The organism is Rhodoferax sp., assembly GCF_028689305.1.
GTDB lineage: Bacteria > Pseudomonadota > Gammaproteobacteria > Burkholderiales > Burkholderiaceae_C > Rhodoferax.
Map to the genome: position 1 here is coordinate 9,054 of NZ_JAQTWM010000049.1, position 4,649 is coordinate 13,702.

6 protein-coding genes are annotated in these 4,649 nt (G+C 63.5%); all 6 read left to right on the forward strand.

The window, feature by feature from the left end:
• Positions 1–267 (forward strand): hypothetical protein (locus tag PHW99_RS11190; protein ID WP_300177126.1); only part of this gene is annotated, 267 nt, incomplete at its 5' end.
• 4 nt (positions 268–271) lie between these two features.
• Entirely contained in the window at positions 272–1,318 is a 1,047-nt protein-coding gene (gene pta / locus PHW99_RS11195) for a phosphate acetyltransferase (RefSeq protein WP_300177129.1), read from the forward strand.
• 36 nt (positions 1,319–1,354) lie between these two features.
• The gene (gene eutM, locus PHW99_RS11200) at positions 1,355–1,645 is read left to right on the forward strand and encodes an ethanolamine utilization microcompartment protein EutM (protein WP_300177132.1); all 291 of its coding nucleotides are present in this window, start codon (positions 1,355–1,357) and stop codon (positions 1,643–1,645) included.
• A 31-nt stretch (positions 1,646–1,676) separates the two neighbouring features.
• The gene (locus tag PHW99_RS11205; protein WP_300177135.1) at positions 1,677–1,961 is read left to right on the forward strand and encodes a EutN/CcmL family microcompartment protein; all 285 of its coding nucleotides are present in this window, start codon (positions 1,677–1,679) and stop codon (positions 1,959–1,961) included.
• A 12-nt stretch (positions 1,962–1,973) separates the two neighbouring features.
• Positions 1,974–3,404 (forward strand): aldehyde dehydrogenase family protein, encoded by a 1,431-nt coding sequence (locus PHW99_RS11210; RefSeq protein WP_300177138.1) that lies wholly within the window; start codon positions 1,974–1,976, stop codon positions 3,402–3,404.
• A 190-nt stretch (positions 3,405–3,594) separates the two neighbouring features.
• Positions 3,595–4,649: ethanolamine ammonia-lyase reactivating factor EutA (locus PHW99_RS11215; RefSeq protein ID WP_300177141.1), on the forward strand; the 1,055-nt coding region annotated here is incomplete at its 3' end.

Consider the following 4,649-nt stretch of genomic DNA (forward strand, 5'->3'; position numbering starts at 1 on the left):
ATGAGCCAGCTTGACCTGGCCTCCCTTGACCTTACGGCGGTTGCGCCTTGTGCCGCAGGCTTCATGGGCTGGGCCAAAAACAGCTTTCCCTTCACCCGGGCCAGTGACGAACTCCACCTGGTGCTTGAAGGCGAGTTGCAGTACCAGGTGGGCGACACGCTCATCAGCGCCAAGCCTGGCGATGTGATGTGGGTACCCAAAGAGGCGCAGGGCAAGATCGGCACGCCGGTTGCTGTGCGCTATTTCTACCTGAGCTACCCGGCGTGACGTGGTGAGCCTGATTGCCTCCTGCGAAGACTGGGCCCGGACGCATCCGGCCCGCGTGGTGTTCCCGGATGCCCTGGACGCGCGCGTGATCGAGGCTGCCTGCCAGTTGAACCGCTGTGGCTGGGCCCGGCCCACCCTGCTGGCCAACCCGATGGCGCTGCGCGACCATTGCACGCTCAATGGCATCGGCTACGGCGGGCTGCGGGTGATTGACCCGGCCAACGCACCCAAGATCGACCTGTATGTCGCCAGCCTGCGCGAGCGCCGCCCCGAGATGAGCGATGAGGATGCCAGAGCCAAGTTGACCGACCCCTTGTGGCACGCGGCGATGATGCTGGTCAATGGTGACACCGACTACTGCATTGCCGGCAACCTGTCGTCCACCGCGTCGGTGCTGCGCGCTGCGCTGCGGGTGATTGGCCTGAGCGAGGGCAACAAAACCCTGTCATCCATGTTTTTCATGCTGCCGCCAGACCGCTCGCACGTGTTTGGCTTTGCCGATTGTGGTGTTGTGCCCAAACCCACGGTCGAACAACTGGCTGACATCGCCATCAGCACCGCAGAAACTTTTGCCAACGTCACCGGCGAGCAGCCGCGCGTGGCGATGCTGTCGTTCTCGACCCTGGGCAGCGCCCAGCACGCCTCGGCCGAATTGGTGGCGCAGGCCACGGCGCTGGCCAAAAGCCGTCGGCCGGATCTGTTGATTGATGGCGAGCTGCAGTTTGATGCCGCGTTTGTGCCTGCCGTGGCCGCCCGCAAAGCGCCGGACAGCCCGGTGGCGGGCAAGGCCAATGTGTTCATCTTTCCGTCCCTGTCCGAAGGCAACATCGCCTACAAGATCGCCGAGCGCCTGGGGAGCTACACCGCTCTGGGTCCGATGATCCAGGGCCTGCGCCTGCCGATGCATGACCTGTCACGCGGCTGCAGCGCCAACGACATTGTTCAGGTGAGTCTGCTGGCCATGAAGATGGCCCCCAAATCTCACCTGCCCCCCGCCACTGCCGTGAAGGCCAGTGAGACAGGGCAGCCCAAACGGCTCCTGTCCGTCTGATTCTCGTTTTACCCACCTCACTCAAGGAGAAAGCAAATGGAAGCACTTGGCATGATTGAAACAAAAGGCATGGTTGCACTGATCGAGGCCAGCGATGCCATGGTCAAGGCCGCCCGCGTGAAGCTGGTCGGTTTCCAGCAAATTGGCGGTGGCTTGGTCACCGCCATGGTGCGCGGTGACGTGGCAGCCTGCAAGGCCGCCACCGATGCCGGTGCGGCTGCGGCCCAGCGCGTGGGCGAACTGGTGTCGGTGCACGTGATTCCGCGTCCGCACGCCGATCTGGAATCCATCTTCCCGATCAAGGGTGACGGCAAGCCGATGGACTGAACTTAGCTTCTTAGCCTGACAGGAGCCCTCTATGCAACTCGCCCTCGTGGTGGGGCAGGTGGTGTCGACCGTCCGTTGCGACGGACTGGGAAAAGACCGCCTGCTTCTGGTTGATTTCATTGACGCCAAGGGCAAGCCCTCGGGCGTGCGCCACGTCGCCGCCGACAGCGTGGGTGCGGGCAATGGCGAATGGGTGCTGGTGGTCACCGGCAGCTCGGCGCGCAAAGCCAGTGGCGGCGAATTGCCGATTGACCTCAGTGTCATCGGCATCGTCGATCAGGTGGTCACCCAAGACCAGGTGACCTACCGCAAATAACAGGAGCAAGCCGTGAACATTGGCAATGCAGACATTGAGCGCATCGTCCGGGCGGTGGTGCAGTCCATGGATCGCACACAAGCAACCCCACTGCCGACCCAGGCAGCCCGTACCGAGCCTTTGCCCATGGGCGTGTTTGCCAGCTTGGATGATGCCGTGGCCGAGGCCGACAAGGCCTACCGTCAAATGCGCAGTGTCGCCATGCGCAGCCGCGTGGTGGCGGCCATTCGGCATGCCGGTGAACAGCACGCGCAGGAGCTGGCCGAGCTGGCCGTGGCCGAGACCGGCATGGGCCGGGTGGCTGACAAATTTGCCAAAAACGTGGCGCAAGCCCGCCACACCCCCGGCGTGGAATGCCTGGTGCCCACCGTGCTCTCGGGCGACCATGGCTTGACGCTGATGGAAAACGCCGCCTGGGGCGTGATTGCCTCGGTGACCCCGTCCACCAACCCCGCAGCCACGGTGATCAACAACGCCATCAGCATGATCGCTGCGGGCAACACGGTGGTGTTTGCCCCGCACCCGGCCGCCAAGGGCGTGTCGCAACGGGCGGTGACCTTGATCAATGAAGCCGTGGTGGCCGCCGGTGGGCCGCCCAACGTCATCACCACGGTGGCCAGCCCGAACATCGCCACCGCGCAGCAATTGTTCAGCTACCCGGGCATCCACCTGCTGACCGTCACCGGTGGCGAAGCCGTGGTGGAAGAAGCCCGCAAACACACCGACAAGCGGCTGATTGCAGCCGGAGCCGGTAACCCGCCGGTGGTGGTGGACGAGACCGCCAACATCGAGAAAGCCGGGCGCGACATTGTCTGGGGCGCATCGTTTGACAACAACATCATCTGCGCCGACGAGAAAGAAGTGATTGTGGTCGACTCGGTGGCCGACCGGCTCAAACAAGAGATGGCCAAACACCAGGCGGTGGAGCTGAGCGCCGACCAGGCCAAGCGGCTGGTCGATCTGGTGCTGGGCAAGATCGGCCTGGACAACAAAGGCATGGTCAAGCGCGAGTGGGTCGGACGCGATGCCGCCAAGATTGCGGCGGCCATTGGCCTCACCGTGCCGTCAGACACCAAGCTGCTGTTTGTTGAGACGCCAGCCAATCACCCGTTTGCGGTGACCGAGTTGATGATGCCAATCCTGCCGATCATCCGTGTCGCCAATGTCGATGAGGCGATTGCCATGGCGGTCAAATTGGAGGGCGGCTGCAAACACACCGCCGCTATGCACTCGCGCAATCTGGACAACCTGGATCGCATGGCCAATGAAATCAACACCAGCATTTTTGTCAAAAACGGGCCGTGCCTGGCGGGCCTGGGTTTTGGCGGCGAGGGCTGGACCAGCATGACCATCACCACCCCCACCGGCGAGGGCGTGACCTCGGCGCGCACCTTTGTGCGGCTGCGCCGCTGTGTGCTGGTGGACAACTTCCGAATTGTCTGAACACCATGGCTTGCCAGACCTGTCGCAGCCACTGCGGGGATTGTTCTGAGGGCGGCATCACGTTCAAGCGTGTGCGCCGCACCCCCGTGCCGGATCACCCGCCACAGACCCCCGCGACGGCCGATCAGCGGAAAATGCTCTCATTATTGGAGCATAAAGTCCAGGTTTTATCCGGGCTAGAGGCCAAAAAGTGAACGAAAAGTGCCTGCGCAGCATCGGGATTGACCTGGGCACGACCACGTCGCAGGTGATTTTTTCCGAGCTGGAAATCGTCAACACCGCCGGGCCCACCAGCGTGCCGCACTACGAGTTTTCGCGGCGCGACATTGTCTATGTCAGCCCGGTGATCTTCACGCCGTTTGTGGCCGATGGCAATGTCGATGTGACGGCGCTGGAGGCCTTTATCCGCCAGCAGTACGCGCTGGCCGGGTTATCGCTACAAGACGTGGCATCGGGGGCGGTCATCATCACCGGTGAAACCTCCAAGGTGCGCAACGCGCGGGATGCCGTGATGTCGCTGGCTGCTGGCCTGGGTGACTTTGTCGTGGCCACGGCCGGGCCGCATCTGGAGTCGGTGATCGCCGGGCGCGGCTCCGGGGCCGGTGCCTATTCCGAAAAAAATGCCGCCCGGGTGCTGAATATCGACGTGGGTGGCGGCACCTCGAACTACGCGGTGTTTGAGGGTGGCCGGGTGCTGGATACCGCTTGCCTGAACGTCGGTGGGCATTTGCTGCAAACCGACGCGGCGGGGCGGGTCAGCACAGTGCATGCCCCTGCGGCCCTGATCGTGCGCGATGTGCTGGGGGCAGATCGTGCCGCCTCACAGCTCTCCACCCAGGATTTGCAAAAGTTGGCCGAGCGCATGGCCAGTCTCATTCTTGAAGTCATGCTGGCAAACCCCTCCCCACTGGCGCAGCAGCTCTTGATGACCGAGCCGTTGCGGGAGGCTTATCGGTTGGATGCGGTGTTCATTTCGGGCGGGGTCGGTGAATGTATGTTGCACCCGTCTGCCGATTCGCCTTACCGCTTTGGTGACGTCGGCCCGCTGCTGGCACAAGCGCTGGGGCGGCAACTGGCCGAGGCCGGTTTCCCGGTGCGTGCACCCGCGCAAACCCTGCGTGCCACGGTGATTGGTGCCGGCGCGCACACCTTGACGCTGTCGGGCAGCACGGTCTGGAACAAGTACCAGGGTGTGCCGCTGCGCAATGTGCCGGTGCTGCACCCACGCCTGCGCTGGCGCGAGTT

Excerpts from the sequence above, each read along its gene's own strand:
- PHW99_RS11205 (WP_300177135.1), top strand. The coding sequence starts at position 1,677 with ATGCAACTCGCCCTCGTGGTGGGGCAGGTGGTGTCGACCGTCCGTTGC.
- eutM (WP_300177132.1), top strand. The coding sequence starts at position 1,355 with ATGGAAGCACTTGGCATGATTGAAACAAAAGGCATGGTTGCACTGATC.